This window comes from Massilibacterium senegalense, from assembly GCF_001375675.1.
GTDB lineage: Bacteria > Bacillota > Bacilli > Bacillales > Massilibacteriaceae > Massilibacterium > Massilibacterium senegalense.
The window spans coordinates 2,020,104-2,037,833 of the sequence record NZ_LN831786.1 but is presented as its reverse complement, the minus strand read 5'-3'; the positions used below and the strand labels follow the sequence as shown (position 1 = coordinate 2,037,833).

The window sequence follows — 17,730 nt, the reverse complement described above, 5'->3', positions numbered from 1 at the left end:
TTTCCTCCGAGAGAAGTCTACTACTTCTAAAAGTGAAGATGTGGAATCTTCAATGAAAGTGGGAGATGAATTTTGATTAGTCATAGCCTAAAGTTGTTTCTTTTTTGTGCTCTGATATAACTAGTCATAAATAAATAAAAGGTTTTTATATCAATGAAATTGGATAATGATCATTCGGTATTTATGTTGTATTATCATCTTGTTCTAGTTGTAAAATATCGCAGACAGGTGATTGATGGTACCATATCTGCCTATGCAAAAGATATGGTTGTTCGACTGGGCGAAAATTAAAATATTTCCTTAATAGAATAGAATCACAATATTGATTATGAGCATATTTTGTTTAAAGCACATCCGAATAGTGAGCGATCAAAGTTTATTAATGAGTATAAAAGTGCAAGTTTTCGACTGATCAAAAAGTATTTTCCACAAGTGAAAAGAAAACTGTAGAAAGGGTAATTTTGGTCAAGAAGCCGATAGTTTTTCATTGGAAAAATTTTCTGGATGCATACCAAAACTTCTTCTCTGGTCGTGCTGGATTTCCTAAGTTCAAAAGCCCCAAGGCGAGATATTTTTACATAACCAACGCGGTTAGCGGAAACTGTACACTTTAGTTTATCAGTTACAGCGTGCAAGAGAAAGATGAAAAGTGAGTGTGATGAAAAGAGAAGGGGGGCTTAAAGCTAGTGGAAAATACTTTTTAGAACGAAGTAGCAAAGGATTCCCCCGATAAACCAAAGAATGAGCTTACTTGACTTCATTTTACTCCTCCTTATCGGCCCGTCTAGCCTTCCGAAAACCATCAAAACTATTCCAACTAGCAAGTACGAGGAAAAGAGTAATCACTCCCCAAACGATTCTGTTTACTAATTGTTCCATACTGATAGTAGTTGCATTGCTCATATAAAGTAGAAAGTCTGGATGAAAGACATTTCCTCGACTAACAATCATAATAAAGACAACGGTGATGAAAACTTGGTGGATGCTATTAAAAGTGGCTAGTTTCATTGTCCATTTTCTTTGGATTAATTTATAAATCGACAACATTATTTCTATCGCAAGAATAAGGATAATCAAGAACCAATAAGCATCTAAAACTTTTTGATTAAATACAGGAGTGACCAAAACTACAAAATCATTTTGTTTTTCGTAAATAGCCAAAATATAATCAGCGAAAAAATAAATAGTTCCCCATATTGCAATCCAAATAAAGCCCCCAACGATTTCAGCTTTTGAAATGGATGTTTTGGTTGGCATATACGGAACCCCTTCTAAAACAGCAGGTGTCCATTCTTTAAACTTCATCGTTAGTGGAGTGTTTTCCTTTTTTGTATTTTTCCACTCTAAAATAGCAAAAACAAGCGTCACTCAAAAGAAAACTTGAACGACGGTACTAAAAATCGTCACGATGGTGTTTGTAATAATAGTAATAATCATATTTTGAAGCGAAAGCGTGTCGTTATATTTGATAAAAAATTCAATGATGACAGAAAATAACGTGATGAAGACAATGATAGGAGTAAAGATCTTTAGGAATGTCATGTAGACATCGTAATAGCGCGGACCAATAAGTTGCATCGGTCGATTGGAATAATGACTGTCTAAGAGGGCGGGATGTCCTAGCTCTTGTAAAACAGCTTTCACATCTTCCTCCGTATACTCATCGGGTAACATCTCTTCCATTTTTTTTGCGGGATTCTTTTATGCGCTTCTTATGTTAAAAACGAATAGTATTTTTCCTGCTATTATTTTTCATTTTGTAATCAACATTGGGATGGTATTCAGCGGTTTAATATTTTGAATTGGGTGGTCGTTATAAGGGGGTTATGTAAATACACGATATATAGCTCGTTTTTTTACATAAAAAATGTTATTATTATCTAAAAATGATATATAAGGGGAAAATGATGGGAAATAAGTCAAAATTGGCCTATATGCTTATTTTTTTCTCGCTCATAATGGCTGTTTATTTAATAATGAATTCTACGTTTTTGATGCCAAAAGGGTATGAATTAGCAATCGATGGTTTCGTACTATCTAGGACGTTATTGATTATTTTTGTTTTGTATGTAGTGGTTAAGTTAGGCTTTTATCTCTTGAATAAAAAGGATTAATGGAAAAATAAGATGGAGGCCTGTCGATGAAATACATTGTCCTATTTATTTGTGCCGTGTTGTTTTTATATGTTTATGCCAAAAGGGATGCTTTATTGGATGATAGGAATACCAACCCTTTATGTCAGTTCACTGTTTATTTTTAAAATTTTTGATGTTTTAAAAGCGAAAAAAACTTAGTAGATAGGTCGGAGAATAGGAACATTCTTTCAAAATGTTGCTATCCTTCTTTTTTATTTTAGTGGTTTATTTTTTTTACATTCAACGTAGTATCGTACTAGTACCAAATAGATGGGGTTTTGTGAGAAAAGTATTCTATCTGTAAATAGTTTATCATTCAACCTTACAAAACATTTACGAAAACTTAACAAGGAGATACGACTGTTTACTAGAAAGGTTCTTTGATACATACTTTTTACAACAGGATAAAAGGAGTAATAACATGAGCCAATTTAGTAAGCAAGAGAAAAGTTGGATGTTGTATGACTGGGCGAATTCTGCCTATTCGTTAATTATTACGACTACTGTGTTTCCGCTTTATTATAAGTCAGTGGCGACAAATGCGGGAGTGAGTTTGGCGAATTCTACTGCCTATTTAGGGTATACAATTGCGATTGCAACGTTTATTTTAGCGATGCTTGGTCCGATTTTAGGGGCGATGGCGGATTATGAAGGGATGAAAAAGAAGTTCTTTCTTTTCTTCTTCACGATGGGAACAGTTGCGACGGCGTCATTAGCTTTTGTTTCGAACGATCATTGGATAGGGCTATTGATGATTTATACGATTACAGCTGTCGGCTTTCACGGAGCGAATATTTTTTATGATGCTTTTTTAGTCGATGTGACGAGTAAAGGTCGGAGGAATCTCGTTTCTTCTCGTGGGTTTGGCTTTGGTTATATTGGGAGTACGATTCCGTTTATGATTAGTATTGCGCTTATTATTACATCGCAAAAGGAATGGATTCCACTTGCTACATCTACAGCAACGCGTCTTGCGTTTGTTATTACGGCTATTTGGTGGTTTGTGTTTACGATTCCGATGATGAAGCATGTGACGCAAGTGTACGGGATGAAGTGGAAATCTCGGATTGTATCGAGTGGGTTTCATCGTCTCGGGCATACGTTGCGGGATATTCGGAAATACCGGGCTGTTTTTTTGTTTTTGCTTGCGTACTTTTTCTATATTGACGGTGTCGGGACGATTATTTCGATGTCAACAGCATATGGAACGGATTTAGGGATTAGTGCTACGAGTTTATTACTTATTTTATTTGTGACCCAAGTAGTAGCAGCGCCTTTTGCAATTTTGTACGGGAAATTGGCACAAAAATTTACGGGAAAAAAGATGTTGTATGTCGGTATTTTTATGTATATCATCGTTTGTATATATGCCTTTTTTATGGAAACGGCTGTTGATTTTTGGATTTTAGCGATGCTCGTTGCTACATCGCAAGGAGGCATTCAATCGTTAAGCAGATCGTATTTTGCGAATATTATTCCGAAAGAAAAAGCGAATGAATTTTTCGGTTTTTATAATATTTTTGGGAAATTTGCTGCCATTATGGGACCGCTTCTTGTTGCGTTCACGACACAACTAACAGGGAACTCAGCGTACGGTGTGTTTAGTCTTGTTTTATTATTTATGGTCGGGATGATGGTGTTAGTATTTGTACCTAAACCAGAAAAAAGTTGCTGTTAGTATAATTCTATCGGCACATCTAGGTTAAGTGACCATACTAAAATGGAAAGGGTGTGTCCTTATGGGTAACAAACTCACTGGAAAAAGATTAATGAAGGTTTTAGAAAAATGGTCGTTGATCTTTATCACACTGGTAGCTCTGTTAAAGAACTAAGTAGCTCTTAGAAGTAACCGAATAAAGAAGCACCCTCTCAATCAGTGTAGAAGGAACATCTATCACTCTGTAAAAACAGATTCGCCGTTTTTAGAAGGAAAATGAAATCTTAAAAAGCTAGGGCTATATTTATAAAAGGTAAGTCAGTTCAAGCTCGTTTCTGTTATTGATTAACATAAAGACGAGTATATTGTTCGAAGGCTTTATGGAGGATTAGAGATGAATCAATCTTTTCATGCCATTTTGAAGAAAAAAAGACATCTATCATTCACTATGTCAATTACAAGAGTGCGAAAGTAACCTTACTCTAGGGTATAATCGCAAATGAATTCATGGTAGCATTAGTGATTAAAAAATCACAAGAAGTAGAAAAAAATATCTGACACATATCCTAACAATTTTCCGCTTTACATGGAGTGGCGGGCGTTAGTGTTGATGTTGTAATAATTGGTTTCTAAGCAACAGAATCATGCCCGCAGATCCATGTCAAGTTCCATCGCCTCTCCACTATTTAAAGGGCAGACGCTTCATAAAAAAACAATTTTTTATATCCTAAAATTTGATATATATCCAAGTTATTAATAAATGTTTTTTCTTGAAAATACTATATTTACAAGTAAATTTAATACGAAAAAAACAGAAACAAATACTCCCCAATACATAAATAAATTTTCATAGTTTAAAAGCATCATCCGGTATATAACCTTATGTATTAGCACTGTTAAAAGAATTAATAAACAATTTATTAATGTTAATCCCACGATTCTCATAAGGTTAATCCCTCCTGGTTATATGAATAACTCTATCTGAATTTTTTGCAATTTCTTTATCATGGGTTACACAGACAATTGTTTTACCTAGACTTTGCAATTTCCGAAATAAGGATAAAATTAACTCCTTATTTTTACCATCTAAGTTTCCTGTTGGTTCATCGGCTAAAATAATCTCACAAGGTTTTAACATAACCCTAGCAAAAGCTACTCTTTGTTGTTCGCCCCCACTTAACTGGTAAACTTTTTTATTTAAAAACACATCATCCAAGCCAACTGCTTTTAAAGCGTCTATTAACCTTTCATCACTAAAGTTATTATTGTATGGTTTGGAGATCAATAAATTTTTATAAACGGTTTCGTTATCCATTAAAACATAATTTTGAAATATATAGCCTAAAATATATCTTCTTAAATACATTATTTCTTTTTTATTAGGGTTTACATAACCAGCCACTTCTACATCTCCACTATCTGGTTTATCCAAATACCCAATAAGATTTAAAACGGTTGTTTTACCAGCCCCACTGGAACCCACAATAGATACAAATTCATTCTTTTTAATCTCTAAAGAGAAGTTTGATAATATTGGTCTTCCACCAAAACTTTTATTTATATGATTAAGTTTTATCATTTGTGTTCCCCTTTTTACCCCTTTTTTATCCCTTTTTTGCTGAGATTATTACTTAATACATTTAGTACAAACAAATCAATTATTAAAACGAATCCTACCATTGGAGCAATAATAATAGAATTACCATAAACAAGGTACACTAATAGTCCTGATACAATGTTAGAAAGGATTGTAGTTAGAATTATGCTTTTATTTCTTTTCCAAGAGGAATATCCAAATAAGTATTTAATATTTAGTTGAGAAATATTAGCATGATAATATGCCCAAATCATTACAGTGAGCAGTATTCCTGACAACACTAATGTTATAATTAATCCCATCATTTGTTGGAATAACAACCACTGTTGTTCGATAATTTGATTATTTGCTTCATTATAAACTGACAATGCATGATTTATTTCAGGTACATTGGTGTTTTTAATTGAAGGTAAAATACTTTCAAAAGCATTCCCTTGAGAATTATCTAAAAAAAACAAGGATGTAGTTGCATATGCTCCTATAGTTGAAGTATCGACACTTTCATTATATATTACTGCAATGGGGTCCCTAATTTTGTTTTGACTATTTCCTGTCGCACTATTAAAAGTAAAATAATCCTGTCCGGCGATGGTATAGATTATATTAATCTTTAAATCTTCTATGGTTTTTTTGTTTAATGGATTACCAAGCTCTTTATTATAAATATTATCTACAGAGACCTTTTGAAAATAGAACCATTCCTTATAGGAATGAATAATTTGGTTTTCCAAGGTTCTAAGCTGTTCAGGTACTAAAATATTTAAAGTATCTTCATCTTCCTTTACTTGCTCAAGGATAGTACCCCCATTACTACTCTTTATTGGGTTAATATTTAAATAGTTTTTATCTATAGTTATTTTTCTACCATTAGGAGAATAAACATTATCTTTTTCAGAAACATTTAAGGTAAAACTGTAGATAGGCTCTCCCTTGTCATAACCAACTATATGAAAATTTTCAGATACCATTAGAAATGCTTCATTATTCGCTCCGATTTCTTTATAAAAATCCAACAATCTGTTATTTAAGTCTCTATCCTTCTCTAAATTAGTATTTATATCTTCATCTAATGGTCCTACTTGAATTTTATACACATTTTGGGTTTGGTTCCAATAATCTAAGCTATCGATCTTTTTGCTTAAATGATAAAAATTAAATATAGAGGAACTAATAACAAAAAATAAAATAATAGTAGTTACGGCTTTTAAAATAGAAGATATCAATAGAATCTTTTCAAAGGGTAACTTTCCTTTAATGTTTACAGAGTTATCGTTATATTTTTGGATAAAAGAGACCGCTAGTAAAGTAAAAAATAAGAGTATGCTTGCAGTAATCACATTAGTAACGGCAAAAACTTTCATATATTCTATAAGAAAATACGTTTGGTCAAACAATACAGTAAAGACTATCCATCCAAATAATAAGAAAAACATTATCAGAATGGAAAAACGTAAAAATAACTTTAGAATCGAGGCTAATGCTAACCTTTTTGAATATCCCCATAATTCTTGTAAGAACAACATTTTTCTATTAAAAATGAGAAAGAAAACCATCCCTAAGAAAAAAATAATAAAAGAAAAAATAACAATCATGAACAAAGAAATATTAATCAAAAGAAAACTATTTATAGGTTCATTTATTAGTGATATGTCCCCATAACTAGAGAATTCCTTGATAAAAGCATTGTTGATAGAATTATTAGTTCCACTTAAATAAAATTCATTACCAAGGCCAACATTTTTAACTTGCTGGATATCGTAAATATGAACTCGCCAGTTAGATAACGGAAAAGAAAATACACCTGACTGTTTAGCATTTTTTGTTTCTAAATTTTCATTAGATATATATGTCAGGCCCTCCGGAAACTTCCCCGATTTTAAATGAATAGTAGGATCATCTTTTATATTTGTCGAATATATATTTAACTCGTCTTCACTTAAAAAATTGTATTGAGAAATGTTTATGTTTTTTTCTTTTGAAAATTTGATCAGATGGTCTACGAAATCAGTATCTTTTTTTGTATTTGTTTTACTGTAATCAATATGTACTTTTTGGTTGTTTGTGTACAAAATATTGATTAGTTGCTTGTTCCACAAAAAAGAGCAACCAAGTAGATTGGAAGAGATGAAAACTAAAGATAATAGCAGATACAGTAATTTTTTCATTAGGACAGTTCTCCCATAAAATAACATAGTGCAGAGATGAACTGCACTATGTATGAGTTTGTTATTATTTTGTTGCCCAATTTGTTTATGCCAGTTTATAATCAAAAATCCGTTAAAAGCTGAAACTGTATAGGGTTTTATAGTTGTTTTATTTCATTTGAAGCTAAAAAGTGAGATAGATAATTGAATCTAAGATTAACAAAACGAATAATAAATATAATTATACCCTATTCTTACATAATTTTATTTTAATGTCAATTTTATATAAATTGAGTTTTTCTCATTCTTGTTATCAAACGAATATTTTAATCCCACATTAACGGTCAATAAGATGCCCACTTCAAAATAGTTAAGGAGGGATTAAATGGTCCTAGTTTAGTTCCGAAAAGCTACTGACAGAATCATGGAATCATCCGCTAAAGTGCGCATTTTCCAACAGTCGTCTTGTGGCGTTGTTGTGGAACCAGTCTACTTCTATACTCCGTATAAAAAAGAGGAGGGATGTATTAACTATCAGTGGGGAAGAGAGGAAAAACTCAATGATAGAAAAGTTTTCTATGTGTACAAGATAAAATATATGTTGAAAATTAATAAAAACTCCAGTCGTTTGACTGGAGTTTTTATTTACAATGCTGCTTTTATTACTTTCTTATAATAAAGCACAGATAAAATACCAAAAATAGAGTAAAGCGCGGTGTACACGACCATCACGATTAGCATTGGCGTCCATAATTCTGTTCCAAAGAAAAACCAACCAGATTTAACCGCAAAGTAACTATGGGAAAGGCCGACGATTAATGGAATTCCGAAGTTGAATAGTTGTTTCATTTGCACACCTTTTAATAAATCATCTTCGGTAAAGCCTAATTTTCGTAAGATGGTATAGTTTCCTTTTTCTTCTTCACTTTCATCCACTTGTTTAAAGTATAAAATACAACCAGATGTAATTAAGAACGTTAAGCCAAGGAATCCGACAATAAACATAAGGAGCCCCAGTGTTTTTTTCTGTTCCTTTTTCGTTCCAAGTTGTGAATCGTTATCACCATTTTCGTTTATCGATAAAGCGTGAAAGACTTCGAGCGCTTTTTCTTGTTTCGAATTATCGACAATATCAATTCCAATATAGGTGGATGATTCTTTTTGTATTTCTGGATTGACATCTTGTTTTAAATGTTCGAAAATAGCGTCATCTACGACTAGAGTAAAAAGACCTCCACGCGTAAAATAAAAAGAAACAAAGGAATCTTTTTGTAAATCGATATTTTGTTGTGGTAGAACGGTTGTTTTTCCTTTTAACTCTATCTCTCCTTTTTCTTTTAACTGCATAAATCTTTGTGATAAATCACTATAACCTGTTAAAATGGACTCTCCTTTTTGTACATCGATTCCCTTCACAGATGCATCACTAATAATGGGAATAGGGAGGGAGCTTGTGTTAAAGTTTAATTCTTCCATTTTTTTCTCAACCAACGATGAGACGTTGGCATTCACTTGAATGACTTCTATTTTGGTTTCACGGTACTCAATGTTTTCTTTGTCTAATGCTTGTGTAAATGTTTCGGCATCTTTTGTATGGACGATAGAGAAGTCGTTTGGAATGTATGTTTCTGCTGTTTTTTCTGCTGAATAATACGAGATATAACTTAATGATAACAATCCAATCGCAAGGGCAGAAACGGTTGTAATAATTGTTAACAATAAGGCATTAGAATTCATTCGGAACATGATCGATGAAAGTGATACGACATCGTTAATCGTTAAATGGCCGTTTTTCTTTTTCCGAATGAGACTGGCGATAAAACGTACGGAACCTTTATAAAATAAATACGTTCCGATAATTACGGATGCAAGCGTATAAACCATGGCTAAAAAGAGTTGGTCTCCTGTTTTAAAATCGCCATCAAATAGTTTAGTTGAAACATAATAACCAGATACAATCGACACGATGCCAATAATTCCGATTACAATTTCCCATACCGAGATTTTTTTTCGTTTATTTTCTGTTTTAGAAATAGCTCTAAATAAAGATAAAATGCTTTGTTTTTTGATAAATACATAATTGACGAACGTAATGAACAGGTAAATAGCACTAAACACAATGACCGTTTGCACGAACGCTTCTGGTGAAAAATGCAGTGTGGCAATTGCTTTCACTCCGGTAATTTTAAATAAAATCATTAAAATTAATTTCGAAAAGGCAAAGCCAATCAACACACCAATGAGTAACGAGCTAAAGTATAATAATAGATTTTCAACAGTTAAAAGACGAAAGACGTTGCTTTTTGTCATGCCAATCAGCTGTAGTAAGCCAATTTCTTTACTGCGACGTTTCATAAAGATTTTGTTCGCATATAACAAGAAAATCGACACGATGGCAATGAGCAGGATGGATGCGGTTTTAATCGCCGCTGCTCCTTTAACGGATCCTTTTGCTGCATCCATCGACGGATCAAATTGTAATGTAACAAAGGCAAAGTAAAGTGCCACGCTAAATATTAACGCAAAAATGTATAAATAATAGTTTTTGATATTCTTTTTTAAATTACGTAACATGAGTTGGTTAACGTTCATCTTGCACCCCACCTAACACACCTTGGGTTTTCATAATGTCTTTAAAAAAGGTTTGTCGGTCTTGTTCGCCTTTATGGAGTTGTGTATAAATCTGTCCGTCTTTAATAAAAATGACGCGACTACAAAAGCTTGCAGCAATCGGGTCGTGCGTGACCATTAAAATCGTTGCTTGTCGTTTTTCGTTTAATTCACTTAATTTGTTGAGTAGGTCAGATGCTGATTTGGAATCTAGTGCGCCTGTCGGTTCATCTGCAAAAATGATGCTTGGGTCATGAATGAATGCTCTAGCTGCGGATGTGCGTTGTTTTTGACCACCTGATATTTCATTTGGATATTTATCTTTTAAATCCGCAATGCCAAGTTCATTCGCTAACGTTTGGAATTTTTGTTCTGCTTCTTTTTTCGATATGTTTTGAATCGATAGAGGTAATAAAATATTTTCTTTTACCGTTAATGTGTCGAGTAAATTGTAATCTTGAAAGATGAAGCCTAGGTGATGCTTTCTGAATTCCGCTAGTTGCTTTTCTTTCATTTGCGTCATTTCTTTTCCTTCGATTTGAATCGTTCCGTCGCTAACTCGGTCGATCGACGATAACACATTTAGTAGCGTCGTTTTCCCAGAACCAGATGCCCCCATAATACTGACAAATTCACCTTTTTCAATCGTAATGTCGATTCCTTTTAGCACTTCTTGTTTATTAAATTTATTGCCGTAGCTTTTATGAATTTTTTTCGCTTCTAAAATGACCATTCATGGACACTCCTTTTTTGTAAGTTCTTCTTTAGTATAAAGGGTACCTTTCTTTTTCTCCTTCGAATCATCTAACAAAACAAGAAAGCATGTGACAATCTCGTCACATGCTTGTTATTTCGGTAAAATCATTTTGTTTTGGAAAGGTTAGCGTGAAGATTGTGCCTTTGCCAAGCGATGATTGGACGTGAATATCGATGAGTAACGCCGTCACTACTTTCTTCGTTAAATAAAGCCCCATTCCTGTTGCGGCATTATCTTGATGGGTCGTTGTTGATGTAAATCCTTTTTCAAAAATGCGCGGGATGTCTTTTGCATCTATGCCGCGGCCGAAATCTTGTATCGTTAGTACCGTTTGTCCGTTTTTTTCTTTGCTTCGAATAGTAATATCAGAAGACTCACTATATTTCACTGCATTTGTAAGTAATTGTCTAATGATAAAAGCAAGCCATTTTGCATCGCTTAAGACGGTTGTTGAAGTAAAATCGAGATCAAAGCCAATACCTTTTCGCATACACCACGTCCGCAACGTTTGAATTTCTTTGACCACGACCATTTCTACACAAACAGGCTCGATATATAAATCATTTTCCATAAAAGGAATTCGTTTTTGATGCAATTGTTGGTCGAGCAATAAATGAATCCGCAACCATTCGTACGTTAAATCAGCTTTTATTTTTTCGTCTTCTAGCCGTTCGATAATTAAGTACATTGCTGTTAATGGCGTCTTCACTTCATGAATCCAAGTAAGCAAATCATCTTTTTCTTGTTCTAATAAAAGCCAGTTATGAGAGGCCTGTCGTTTCAGCTGGTCCGTTTGACTTGTTAAATGATTTTCGACAATTTTCTCAAAGGGGCTTTCAGGAACTGGAAAACTACTCGTATCTAAGTCATCCATGCGTTCTCCCAGTTGTTTGTAAAATTTTGTTTCCTTTTGGTAACGAAAAGCGAAAAAAAGAACAAACACTAAAAGTGATAAAAAGATAATATAAAAAACAGAATGGAACGGAATCGAGTGGTCTATCCATACGATTAAAAGAAATAATAGTTGTATAAAAAAGAATAAGAGAATCCAATGAATGCGTTCTACGATATATTTTTTTAGCATCGTGGAGCCTCTTCTGTCGCCATATAGCCTTGTCCTACTTTTGTGACGATGTAACGTCCTAATTCGATATCATCTAACTTTTTCCGCAAACGATTTACATTAACCGTTAACGTATTATCGCTCACAAAGCGCTCATCATCCCATAATCGGTTCATTAATGCTTCGCGGCTGACAATTTTATTCGTATGTTCGATGAGCATTTTTAAAATGAGTAGTTCGTTTTTCGTTAGCTCAATCGAACCGTGATCATTTGTTACTATATTTTTTTCATAATCTACCGTTGCTCCGTTCCACGTTTTTAGTTCTATTGGCACAGTATTGTAATTATATGTACGGCGGAGTAGGGCGTGAATTTTTGCAATTAATACGTCAAAATGAAATGGTTTTTGTACAAAATCATCCGCCCCAAGCTGCATCGCCATCACCATATCCATCGGATGGTCTCGAGAGGATAAAAAGATAATCGGAACATTCGAATGTGAGCGAATCATCCGACACCAATGAAAGCCATCAAACTTCGGTAGTTGAATATCAATGATAACTAGATCAGGCTTCACTTCTGTAAACGTTTGAAATACTTGTTCAAAATCGGTAATGCCATGCACATCAAACGACCAGTTCGCAAGCCGGTCGTTCATTTCTCGAAATAACGTCGCATCATCTTCAATTAATAATAAGGAAAACAAATCGCTTCACCACACTTTTCTTGTTACCTAAATTGTAGCGGAAAAACGAAAGGTTGTGAATATTTTTCAAAATAACGGAAATAGGGCATTTAAATTACCATATATAGTAATTAATATCCTTTTTACGTTATTGATAGTTTAGGAAAATATATAAATTTATAGATAATAAAGTATTTTTTGTTGTGTTTAATGTGGTGTTTTTTTTCAATGTGTGCAGGAGGAAATGTGAATCAAGAACAACAAGAAATGAAGTTAAAAGTAATTTCATACGATAAAGACCAAGAAAAAATTGTGGAATTAGAACAAAAAAGAACACCCTTTGCCGATGTTGGCGGTGTCGTTGTGGCAAATGTGGCTATCTTTTTGCCCTCCTTTTTATTCATTATTGGTTCGTTGCCATTTTTCAATGAAATCCGGAAACAACCGAAGCTTCAAGCAGCATTTACCGGAATTAATGCAGCGGTAGTTGGGTTATTACTTGCAGCATTATATGATCCTGTTTGGACGAGTTCGGTACAAACAGTTACTCACTTTTCCTTTGCTGCCGTTTTATACGGGTTACTTGCGGTTTGGAAATGCCCACCTTGGGTTGTTGTAATCATTGGAGCAGTAGGCGGGTATCTTTTATTTTAAGAAAAAAGCGATTTTCCACCTTGATTGAAGGAGAAAATCGCTTTTTTATCATCTAGTTTACGCGCGTCCTTTTAACATACCTTCCCAGTACATTGCTGGTAATAAATATTTTTTCATAAAGTACATGCTACGTCTTTCTTTCGCTTGGTTAATTGGGAATGACTCTTTTGGATGCATGCTGTAATCAAATTCCATTAACATTACTTTTCCGTATTCTGTTACAAGTGGACAAGAACTATAACCGTTATATTTATGAGAAAGGGCTTTTCCTGCCATTGCATCAAGTAAGTTTCCAACGACAACAGGTGCTTCTTTTCGAACTGCAGCGCCAGTGTTTGTTGGTGGTGGAGTAGTCGTTACGTCTCCAAGGCTAAAGATGTTTTCGTATGTTGTATGTTGTAACGTAAATTTATCGACACTTACCCAGCCAGTTTCATTCGCAAGTGGGCTATCTTGAATAAATTGTGGTGCGCTCATTGGCGGTGTTACGTGTAACATTTCGTACGGAATAACCGTTTTTTCTTTTGTTTCTACATGTTCAAACACTGCTTTTTTTTCATTACCGATAATTTCTACTAAGTGGTGTTTTAAATGTACGTTAATATCTCTACGTTGGACAATTTCTTTGATAACGGTTTCATACTCTGGAACAGGGAATATTTTTGGTGCAGGCATGTAAAAATGAATCGAAACGTTCTCTCTTTTTCCGTGTTTGCGAAGGTAATCTTCAGAAAGATACATTACTTTTTGTGGAGCACCACCGCATTTTATTGGTGTAGTTGGTTGTGTAAAAATTACGTTTCCTTCTTTTACATTTTGCAACGCTTCCCATGTTTTTTCGGCCGTTTCGTATGAATAGTTAGATACAACACCATTTTTTCCAATCGATTCTTTTAATCCTTTAATGCCATCCCAATTAATTTGAATGCCTGGTGCCACAACTAAATATTCATATCCTACTTTTGTATTTTTATTTGTTACTACATAGTTATCATTTGGTGCAAAAGTAGTAACCGCTTCTTGAATCCAATGGACACCTTTTGGAATGACTGATTTTTCTGGACGAACTGTTTTTTCTTTCGGTACAACACCAGCACCAACAAGCGTCCATAATGGTTGATAATAGTGTTTATCGGATGGTTCAATGATGGCAATATCATTTGCAGACATTTTACGAGCTAATTGTGCTGCTACTGTAATACCAGCTGTACCGCCACCAACAATAACGACTTTAAATTTCTGATCTGACATAAAATTACCTCCCTAAGATATTTCAAGGTGCATATTTAATAAGTGAACGAAATGTAATAGGTAAATAGTTGAATTGGATTAAGAGTCTAATATATTCAAACAAAGAGTAACGAGATTTAACAAAGAATTCAAGGGGGATGATTAGTAAAAAAGTACCATTATAAGAAGGATAAACTAACTAATACTAAATACACCATAGGGTAATGGGTATGCTGTTTTTTTGAAAGGTGAATAAATATTGATACAATGCGGGTTTAGTTAAATTTCTGAAAATTCTTTTAAAAGAAAATGGTGTTTATGAATTTTTTGTGAAATCATTTATTATGCCTATTATTCTTCACATAATGGTTATACAGTATGTGTCAAAAATGATGGAATAAAGAAATGATTTTCAGCTTTTCACAAAATCGGATATAGTAAAGAAAAGGAACTTCTATTTTCGAAAAGAAAAGGAAGAAAGAAAGAGGAAAAAAGATGAGCAAAGAAATAAAAGTAAAAGTGAAAGCTAATACCGTGCAGGGGTATAAAAGAGGATATCCATTAATGACGAAAGAATCGATTGTCCATGAACGGGTGTTACAAGAAGAAGGGACGATTATTCAATTAGTGGACGAAAAAAATCAATTTATCGCTAAAGGATATGTTGGTAAGCAAAATAAAGGATACGGTTGGGTGCTTAGTCATCAATCATCAGAAAAAATAGATGTATCGTTTTTTGAACGAAAAATAAAAGCTTCTTTCGAAAAACGGAAAACTTTTTTTCATGATGCCAATACAACTGCTTTTCGAGTGTTTAATGGAGAAGGGGACGGAATTGGTGGACTGACGATTGATTATTTTGATGAATATTACGTAATCAATTGGTATAGTGAAGGCATTTATTCCTTTAAAGAATTGATTATTCAATCTTTACAAAATAGTACAACCTTTAAGGCGATTTATGAGAAAAAACGATTTGCAAAAAAAGGTCAGTATATCGAAGAAGATGATTTTGTGACAGGCGCTCGCGGGGAGTTTCCAATCATTGTGAAAGAGAATGGGATGAATTTCGCGGTTGATTTAAATGATGGTGCGATGGTTGGCATTTTCCTTGATCAGCGTAATGTTCGTAGACGCATTCGGGATGTATATGCGAAAGGAAAAAACGTATTAAATATGTTTTCCTATACAGGAGCATTTTCTGTTGCAGCTGCACTTGGTGGTGCGATGAAAACAACGAGTGTCGATGTTGCCAATCGTAGTTTGGCAAAAACGATCGAACAATTCCGTGTAAACGGGATAGATGCGGAAGCGCAAGATATTATCGTGGAAGATGTATTTCATTATTTTAAATATGCCGCACGAAAAAATAAAACATTCGATCTTGTTATTTTGGACCCACCTAGTTTTGCGCGTACAAAAAAACATACATTTAGTGCAGCAAAGGACTACACTAATTTATTAAAAGACACGTTAGCTATTACCGAAAAAAACGGTGTTATTGTAGCATCGACAAATTGTAGCACGTTTGACATGAAAAAATTCAAACGATTTATTGATCAAGCATGTAAAGAAACAGGAAGACCGTATAAAATTTTAGAAGAACATTCGTTGCCGGAAGATTTTCGGACGATTCCGTCTTTTAAGGAAGGAAATTATTTGAAAGTGGTATTTATCCAAGTGAAATAAACGACATTTGTTAGGGTAAAAAGAAGGTCAGCGAAAGACCTTCTTTTTTAGTACCAATAATGGCAAGAAAAGTGCGCGATGCGACGGATACTCATTTCAAACGGTACCCATCCACAACAATGATCCAAGCGGAAACCAGAAATGAAAAATGGGCCAACATGATGTATAAAAGCTAAAAATGGTCTTCTACGGTACGGGAAAATGTACGTATAGCGAAACAAACATTGATAAATAGAAAATGGTGGAACGTATCCGAATCCATGTCCGGGTCCAGGTCCAAATCCTTGTCTATCTACTTCGCTTTCTTCGTTATTCCTCATGTTACAGTCCTCTGTTAGTTGAATGTCTTCTTGTGTTTCGATATCTGTTTCTGTTTCAAACGATTGATTCATACAATCGCCCCCTTTCCTTACTCAACATATGCAAACGCCCTAAAAAAGTGCCACGTAAAAAAGCTCCGCCACAAACGACTACATGTCGGTGACGAAGCTTTTCTTAGCGTGGACTTTATTTTTTTGTTTCATTTAAAGGCTTTAAATCAACTAATCCTTTCATGTTATTGCTTGGAATGTAGTTTGCTTCTGCGCTAATATCGGCCATTTCTTGAATGACTTGTTCATTGATGTCTGTCGTTACTTCCATCCGTTCAAAAGCAGCGGCTACTTCTTCTTTGCTAAGCTCTTTTCCAGTTAATCCTTTAATATGTTTAACGACTAATGCTTGTGCTTCTTCTGGATTTTGTTGAATGAATTCAACTGCTTTTGCATGTGCGGTTAAATATGCTTTCACGAATGTGTCGTTTTCTAAAAACGATTCACTTGTTGCGACAACGGTATTCGTTGATTCTTTTCCCCACGCAAATTCTTCCCAATCTAATAATAACGTACCGTTTGCTTGGTTTTGTAACACGTATCCCCACGGTTCTTGCGTTGCGGCACCATCTACTGATTTTTGGACGAAAAGAGTCGCTGTATCAGCGGGTGCTGCTGCAAATAATTCCACCGTGCCGCCGTTAGACGTTGGTTTTAAGTTTGTTGCTTGTAATGCTTTCCGGAGCATAATGTCTTGTGTGCTTCCGATAACAGGAATAGCAATTCGTTTTCCATCTAAGTCTTCGATGTTTTGTATCTTGCTTTGTTCACTAGTAACAAGGACCGCGCCACCATTGACAGCACCTGAAACGATACGGTATTTTGGATCTTTCACATAAAAGTTAAGGACAGGCCCAGGTCCTACTGTCCCGATGTCGATAGAGTTAGTAGCCATTGCTTCCATAAATAATCCACCGTTACTGACCGTTTTTGTTGTAATCGTAACGTCTTTCCCAAATGCTTCTGCAAAATAGTTTTTTTCTAAGCCAACAATGGTTGCAATATGTGTTAAGTTTGGAAAATATCCGATTGTTACTTCTTGTTTTTCTGCTGCTGCATCCTTTTTTCCGCAAGCAGTTAATACGCCAACTAACAATGTCAAAATAATCAGATAGCTAATCTTTTTCATTTTCCTCA

General features: G+C 34.4%; 17 protein-coding genes and 1 pseudogene. 6 read left to right on the top strand and 12 right to left on the bottom strand.

The features are described from left to right. Positions 1-153 precede the first annotated feature (153 nt). Positions 154-447 (top strand): annotated as a pseudogene (tnpA, locus tag BN1372_RS14770) (IS200/IS605 family transposase); the annotation flags it as partial. A 315-nt stretch (positions 448-762) separates the two neighbouring features. Here tnpA and BN1372_RS13515 read toward each other — a convergent pair. Then, a complete protein-coding gene (locus BN1372_RS13515; RefSeq protein ID WP_147515388.1) occupies positions 763-1,305 on the bottom strand; it encodes a hypothetical protein in 543 nt (180 codons plus the stop codon). Between the two features lie 63 nt (positions 1,306-1,368). Continuing rightward, positions 1,369-1,644, bottom strand: coding sequence for a hypothetical protein (locus tag BN1372_RS15035; protein WP_147515387.1), 276 nt, complete (start codon positions 1,642-1,644; stop codon positions 1,369-1,371). On the opposite strand from BN1372_RS15035, the gene BN1372_RS15740 reads away from it, so the two are divergent. The 3 genes from BN1372_RS15740 (at position 1,598) to BN1372_RS13500 (ending at position 3,813) form a co-directional block, all read left to right on the top strand. After that, on the top strand, positions 1,598-1,801 hold the full coding sequence (locus tag BN1372_RS15740) for a CPBP family intramembrane glutamic endopeptidase (protein ID WP_325062699.1): 204 nt from the start codon (positions 1,598-1,600) through the stop codon (positions 1,799-1,801). The genes BN1372_RS15035 and BN1372_RS15740 overlap by 47 nt on opposite strands. Before the next feature lie 106 nt (positions 1,802-1,907). Further along, on the top strand, positions 1,908-2,114 hold the full coding sequence (locus BN1372_RS13505) for a hypothetical protein (protein ID WP_230198830.1): 207 nt from the start codon (positions 1,908-1,910) through the stop codon (positions 2,112-2,114). 442 nt (positions 2,115-2,556) lie between these two features. Beyond that, positions 2,557-3,813 carry an MFS transporter gene (locus BN1372_RS13500; RefSeq protein ID WP_062200459.1) on the top strand — a complete coding sequence of 419 codons (1,257 nt, stop codon included), beginning with the start codon at positions 2,557-2,559 and terminating at the stop codon, positions 3,811-3,813. Between the two features lie 732 nt (positions 3,814-4,545). On the opposite strand, the gene BN1372_RS13495 is transcribed toward BN1372_RS13500, so the two are convergent. From BN1372_RS13495 to BN1372_RS13465, 7 genes are all read right to left on the bottom strand, one after another. Beyond that, on the bottom strand, positions 4,546-4,737 hold the full coding sequence (locus BN1372_RS13495; protein ID WP_062200456.1) for a bacteriocin-like WGxF protein: 192 nt from the start codon (positions 4,735-4,737) through the stop codon (positions 4,546-4,548). Between the two features lie 4 nt (positions 4,738-4,741). Beyond that, on the bottom strand, positions 4,742-5,371 hold the full coding sequence (locus BN1372_RS13490; protein ID WP_062200453.1) for an ATP-binding cassette domain-containing protein: 630 nt from the start codon (positions 5,369-5,371) through the stop codon (positions 4,742-4,744). A 14-nt stretch (positions 5,372-5,385) separates the two neighbouring features. Next, positions 5,386-7,554 carry a DUF1430 domain-containing protein gene (locus BN1372_RS13485; protein ID WP_062200450.1) on the bottom strand — a complete coding sequence of 723 codons (2,169 nt, stop codon included), beginning with the start codon at positions 7,552-7,554 and terminating at the stop codon, positions 5,386-5,388. 624 nt (positions 7,555-8,178) lie between these two features. Then, a complete protein-coding gene (locus BN1372_RS13480; protein ID WP_062200447.1) occupies positions 8,179-10,125 on the bottom strand; it encodes an FtsX-like permease family protein in 1,947 nt (648 codons plus the stop codon). Further along, a complete protein-coding gene (locus tag BN1372_RS13475) occupies positions 10,115-10,876 on the bottom strand; it encodes an ABC transporter ATP-binding protein (protein ID WP_062200444.1) in 762 nt (253 codons plus the stop codon). The genes BN1372_RS13480 and BN1372_RS13475 overlap by 11 nt, the downstream gene beginning before the upstream one ends. 103 nt (positions 10,877-10,979) lie before the next feature. Further along, positions 10,980-11,984, bottom strand: coding sequence for a sensor histidine kinase (locus BN1372_RS13470; RefSeq protein ID WP_062200440.1), 1,005 nt, complete (start codon positions 11,982-11,984; stop codon positions 10,980-10,982). Further along, on the bottom strand, positions 11,978-12,670 hold the full coding sequence (locus BN1372_RS13465; RefSeq protein ID WP_062200437.1) for a response regulator transcription factor: 693 nt from the start codon (positions 12,668-12,670) through the stop codon (positions 11,978-11,980). The genes BN1372_RS13470 and BN1372_RS13465 overlap by 7 nt, the downstream gene beginning before the upstream one ends. 225 nt (positions 12,671-12,895) lie before the next feature. Here BN1372_RS13465 and BN1372_RS13460 point away from each other — a divergent pair, with 225 nt between their 5' ends. Beyond that, complete coding sequence (locus BN1372_RS13460; RefSeq protein ID WP_062200434.1) at positions 12,896-13,303, top strand: chromate transporter; 408 nt, start codon at positions 12,896-12,898, stop codon at positions 13,301-13,303. Between the two features lie 57 nt (positions 13,304-13,360). On the opposite strand, the gene BN1372_RS13455 is transcribed toward BN1372_RS13460, so the two are convergent. Next, positions 13,361-14,554, bottom strand: coding sequence for an NAD(P)/FAD-dependent oxidoreductase (locus tag BN1372_RS13455; protein WP_062200431.1), 1,194 nt, complete (start codon positions 14,552-14,554; stop codon positions 13,361-13,363). A gap of 474 nt (positions 14,555-15,028) precedes the next feature. Here BN1372_RS13455 and BN1372_RS13450 point away from each other — a divergent pair, with 474 nt between their 5' ends. Further along, the gene (locus tag BN1372_RS13450; RefSeq protein ID WP_062200428.1) at positions 15,029-16,222 is read left to right on the top strand and encodes a class I SAM-dependent rRNA methyltransferase; all 1,194 of its coding nucleotides are present in this window, start codon (positions 15,029-15,031) and stop codon (positions 16,220-16,222) included. 47 nt (positions 16,223-16,269) lie between these two features. On the opposite strand, the gene BN1372_RS13445 is transcribed toward BN1372_RS13450, so the two are convergent. Both BN1372_RS13445 and BN1372_RS13440 read right to left on the bottom strand, forming a co-directional pair. Further along, the gene (locus BN1372_RS13445) at positions 16,270-16,614 is read right to left on the bottom strand and encodes a hypothetical protein (RefSeq protein ID WP_062200425.1); all 345 of its coding nucleotides are present in this window, start codon (positions 16,612-16,614) and stop codon (positions 16,270-16,272) included. Between the two features lie 115 nt (positions 16,615-16,729). Then, the gene (locus BN1372_RS13440; RefSeq protein WP_062200424.1) at positions 16,730-17,722 is read right to left on the bottom strand and encodes an aliphatic sulfonate ABC transporter substrate-binding protein; all 993 of its coding nucleotides are present in this window, start codon (positions 17,720-17,722) and stop codon (positions 16,730-16,732) included. Positions 17,723-17,730 lie beyond the last annotated feature (8 nt).

What these genes read in the sequence shown, in the direction of transcription:
- BN1372_RS13515 (WP_147515388.1), bottom strand. Translation starts at nt 1,305, where the DNA reads ATGAAGTTTAAAGAATGGACACCTGCTGTTTTAGAAGGGGTTCCGTAT.
- BN1372_RS13505 (WP_230198830.1), top strand. Translation starts at nt 1,908, where the DNA reads ATGGGAAATAAGTCAAAATTGGCCTATATGCTTATTTTTTTCTCGCTC.
- BN1372_RS13500 (WP_062200459.1), top strand. Translation starts at nt 2,557, where the DNA reads ATGAGCCAATTTAGTAAGCAAGAGAAAAGTTGGATGTTGTATGACTGG.
- BN1372_RS13495 (WP_062200456.1), bottom strand. Translation starts at nt 4,737, where the DNA reads ATGAGAATCGTGGGATTAACATTAATAAATTGTTTATTAATTCTTTTA.
- BN1372_RS13490 (WP_062200453.1), bottom strand. Translation starts at nt 5,371, where the DNA reads ATGATAAAACTTAATCATATAAATAAAAGTTTTGGTGGAAGACCAATA.
- BN1372_RS13485 (WP_062200450.1), bottom strand. Translation starts at nt 7,554, where the DNA reads ATGAAAAAATTACTGTATCTGCTATTATCTTTAGTTTTCATCTCTTCC.
- BN1372_RS13480 (WP_062200447.1), bottom strand. Translation starts at nt 10,125, where the DNA reads ATGAACGTTAACCAACTCATGTTACGTAATTTAAAAAAGAATATCAAA.
- BN1372_RS13475 (WP_062200444.1), bottom strand. Translation starts at nt 10,876, where the DNA reads ATGGTCATTTTAGAAGCGAAAAAAATTCATAAAAGCTACGGCAATAAA.
- BN1372_RS13470 (WP_062200440.1), bottom strand. Translation starts at nt 11,984, where the DNA reads ATGCTAAAAAAATATATCGTAGAACGCATTCATTGGATTCTCTTATTC.
- BN1372_RS13455 (WP_062200431.1), bottom strand. Translation starts at nt 14,554, where the DNA reads ATGTCAGATCAGAAATTTAAAGTCGTTATTGTTGGTGGCGGTACAGCT.
- BN1372_RS13450 (WP_062200428.1), top strand. Translation starts at nt 15,029, where the DNA reads ATGAGCAAAGAAATAAAAGTAAAAGTGAAAGCTAATACCGTGCAGGGG.
- BN1372_RS13445 (WP_062200425.1), bottom strand. Translation starts at nt 16,614, where the DNA reads ATGAATCAATCGTTTGAAACAGAAACAGATATCGAAACACAAGAAGAC.
- BN1372_RS13440 (WP_062200424.1), bottom strand. Translation starts at nt 17,722, where the DNA reads ATGAAAAAGATTAGCTATCTGATTATTTTGACATTGTTAGTTGGCGTA.